This is a genomic window from Streptomyces sp. NPDC029466 (genome assembly GCF_055574515.1).
Genome location: NZ_JBVHZH010000114.1, coordinates 1 through 3154, shown reverse-complemented (window position 1 = coordinate 3154; position 3154 = coordinate 1). Strand labels below are relative to the sequence as shown.

Below are 3154 nucleotides of genomic sequence, written 5' to 3'. Positions count from 1 at the left end.
AGGCGGGCAGCTTCAGGCGGCTCGGGAGGCGCTACAGAACGCGATGGACAACCAGGTCGTCTTGCCGCGCCCGGCGGGGGAACTGCCCCAGTCGGCCGCGAGGGCGTCGACGATCAGCAGTCCGCGCCCGGACTCGGCCTCCTTGTTGTGCAACCAGTCACCGTGGCGGCACTTCCATCTGCCCACGGGGCACTGGCCGATGCTGTCCACGCCCCTCGAACTCGCCGATACGCTCGACGTAGTTGCCGCTTCCGGACGCTGACCGGGCGTGATCGCGCTGGTGGCATGAACGCGCTGATGGGGCAGGTTCAGGCGGCTCGTCGCGGACGCCGGTGTCGCGGGTGCTCGCCAGGCCAGATCACGCGACCAGGCGCAGCCAGGCCGCCGCGAGTGCGGCATGCCCGGCCGGGGTCGGGTGCACGCCGTCCGCTGCCCAGTACTCCGGCCCGGTCGTCGCGGCGAGCTCGGCGAACATGCCGTCGGCGGCGAGCAGTTGCGCGCCGTACTTGCCGACGAGCCTGCGCACGGCCTGGATCTTCGGGTCCAGGTCGGTGCGCCATTCCTTTCGCTCTTTGTCTCCGATGAGCGCGGCACCGGCCTCGACGACGCCGTGGACCGGCAGGAGGAACGGCTCGATGAGGATCAGCTGCGTGCCCGCCTTGGCGAGGGGCGCGAGCAGGCGGTCATAGCCCGCTTCGAACTCCTCCACGGGGATCACGTACCCCTCCGGGTCCAGCGTGTGCCAGCCCATGTCGTTGACCCCGACGAGGATCGACACCACGTCCGGGCGCGCGTCGAGCACGTCCGCCTGCCACCGGGGTTCCAAGTCCCTCACCTTGTGGCCCGCGATCGCGGCGGCCGCATGACCGCGACCTGAGCGCGCGACCAGTCGAGCACCCCCGCGCCGATCGGATGGCGCTCGCGGGTATAGGTGTCGAGCAGCCCGTCCGGCGCGTACCCGTGCACGGTCGCTGCGAGCTTCCAGCCCAGGTTCATGGCGTCGCCCAGGCCGGTGTTGAGTCCCTGCCCGCCCAGGGGCGAGTGGATGTGAGCGGCGTCGCCCGCGAGCAGGACGCGTCCCCGCCGGTAGGTCGTCGTCTGCATCGCCCGATCGGTGAAGCTCGTGGCGAGATGCACGTCGGTCAGCGTCACGTCGGTGCCGGACACCCGGCGCAGCACCGCCTGGAGATGGTCACGGGTCGGCTGCCGCGAGCGGTCGAACGTGCCGCCGTCGAAGTCCATCATGCCGATGTGCCCCTCCGTGAGCTGGAGGTACATGCCCGCCGGCGTCAGGTTGATCCCGGAGCGCAGCCGCTCGGAATCGGCGACGGTGGCATGCATGGCGTAGCCGGTCAACTGCGGCTCGGTGCCGACGAAGTCGAAGCCCGCGAGCCCCCGCACCGTGCTGCGTCCGCCGTCGCAGCCGACGACCCAGCGCGCCGCGTACTCCCGCTCGCCGGCATGCGCGACCGCGCTCTCCTCGTTCTGGGTGAGGGCCGAGACCGTGACGCCGTGCCTGATGTCCACGCCGAGCCGGGATGCCTGCTCGGCCAGCAGTGTTTCGACCGCTTCGAGGTGTGTCAGCATGCCCTCCATCGCGGGGCCCGGAAGCCGGTACGGCAGGGCGGCGACGTCGACCCGGGCCGGATCGAGCACCATGCCGGCGAAATGGCCCACGCCACGCGGGGCTGACGGCTCGTGCGCGTCGGGGCCCGCGCCGGGATCGTCGTGGACGCCCGATGCCGTCAGCAGCCGGTGCAGCATCCCGCGGCGGTAGAACGCCTCGACCGACGCGGCGGACAGGCCCCGCATCCCGAGCGGCTTCGCCTTGAACGGGGAGTGGCGCTCCGGCTCCCGCTCGAGCACCAGGACGGAGCAGCCCGCGAGGCCGAGCTCGCAGGCAAGGAACAGACCGACCGGGCCGGCCCCCACGATCACTACGTCATGCACGAAAGATCCCCTTCCCCAACCCGCAGCCGGATGGATACCCGGCAGGACCTCTCGAAAGGTGCCAGAACCCACCGACACCGGACCGACAGTCGCCGACAGGCCGCCGACATGCCTCCCGCACCACGGCTACGCCGCCCGGTCACCCCTGGTCAGAGGCCGTCATACGCGGCGCCGCGGGACGTCGGCCCCGGCTCGCACCGGCTCTCGTCCCAGCCATCGCCCCGGCTCGCGTCCCGGCTCGCGTACGGTCAACGGCACTTGGATCTGCTGCTTTCGTGCTGCCCCAGCCCTACATGGTGCGGTATGCCCGCAGGAAGGTCCGCACCCCCTCGACGACGAGTGGCTGGACGCGGGTGTCCTCTGCGGCATTCGCGGAACCGAGCCTGTCCAGCGCGACGCCGAAGGTCAGCGCGATGAACTGGTCGGCTGCGAGTCGAGGGTCGGGGACGTCGAGCAGCCCGGCCGCGGCGAAGGTGGCGAACCGCTCGGCGATCGCTTCGTCGGGGGTGTCGGCCATGGAGTTGTAGCCCCGGTGCGGCAGGTGGCCGGCTTCCGACCGGACCAGCCGTTGCAGCGTTGCGTACTCGGCCGAACCGAGCATGTCGGTCGCGATGCGCATCGAGAACGTGACCAGGGCGTCTTCGAGGTCGGCGGTCTCGGTGAGGTCGGTGAGGGTGTCGTCGAGGGTGCGCCGGATCGTGGTGATCAGTGACTCGCCGACGGCGTCGACGACTGCTTTGAGCAGCGTCTGTTTGTCGCCGAAGTAGTCGTAGACCGTTCGCTTGGACACCTTGGCCCGGGCGGCGACCGCGTCGACGCTGGTCCGGTCGAAGCCGTCGGAGAGGAACAGTTCCCGGGCCGCCGAGAGGATGGCGGCCCGCTTTTGCGTGGACCCCTCGCGCAGTGTCTTCGTGGTCGGCATGGGCATATCTTAACCGTCCTACACTGCACGGTGTAGTGTAGTCTCGTTCTTGGCGCGTGCCGCACGCGTACACCTGCTCCGTCCGGCGGAGCCGTGCAGGCGCCAACTCGCTTACGGCTACCACTGGTTGACCCCGCCGACTGACCTCGGACCGGTCCACGAAGCGCTCTGCACACTGCGCCCCCGCGTGAATGGCCGCTGTGTCCGCGCCGGGCCGGCAAGGCGGCAGCGGTAGGGGGCGGGGGGCGGCCTACTCGCCCGCCACGAAGGAAAGGAGGTTCA

At 70.6% G+C, this 3154-nt stretch carries 3 protein-coding genes and 1 pseudogene; all 4 read right to left on the bottom strand.

Features of this window, described 5'->3' with window-relative positions:
* Positions 1–12: 12 nt before the first annotated feature.
* The 4 genes and pseudogenes from ACZ4XD_RS37305 to ACZ4XD_RS37290 all read right to left on the bottom strand — a co-directional run bounded on the left by ACZ4XD_RS37305 (position 13) and on the right by ACZ4XD_RS37290 (position 2872).
* Positions 13–153 (bottom strand): ATP-binding protein, encoded by a 141-nt coding sequence (locus ACZ4XD_RS37305; protein WP_468049999.1) that lies wholly within the window; start codon positions 151–153, stop codon positions 13–15.
* Between the two features lie 205 nt (positions 154–358).
* Positions 359–850: a GDSL-type esterase/lipase family protein gene (locus ACZ4XD_RS37300; protein ID WP_468050000.1), complete on the bottom strand. Its 492-nt coding sequence runs from the start codon at positions 848–850 to the stop codon at positions 359–361.
* Positions 841–1950 (bottom strand): annotated as a pseudogene (locus ACZ4XD_RS37295) (FAD-dependent monooxygenase); the annotation flags it as partial. The gene ACZ4XD_RS37300 and the pseudogene ACZ4XD_RS37295, both read right to left, overlap by 10 nt.
* A gap of 289 nt (positions 1951–2239) precedes the next feature.
* Positions 2240–2872: a TetR/AcrR family transcriptional regulator gene (locus ACZ4XD_RS37290; RefSeq protein WP_468049998.1), complete on the bottom strand. Its 633-nt coding sequence runs from the start codon at positions 2870–2872 to the stop codon at positions 2240–2242.
* Positions 2873–3154: the final 282 nt, after the last annotated feature.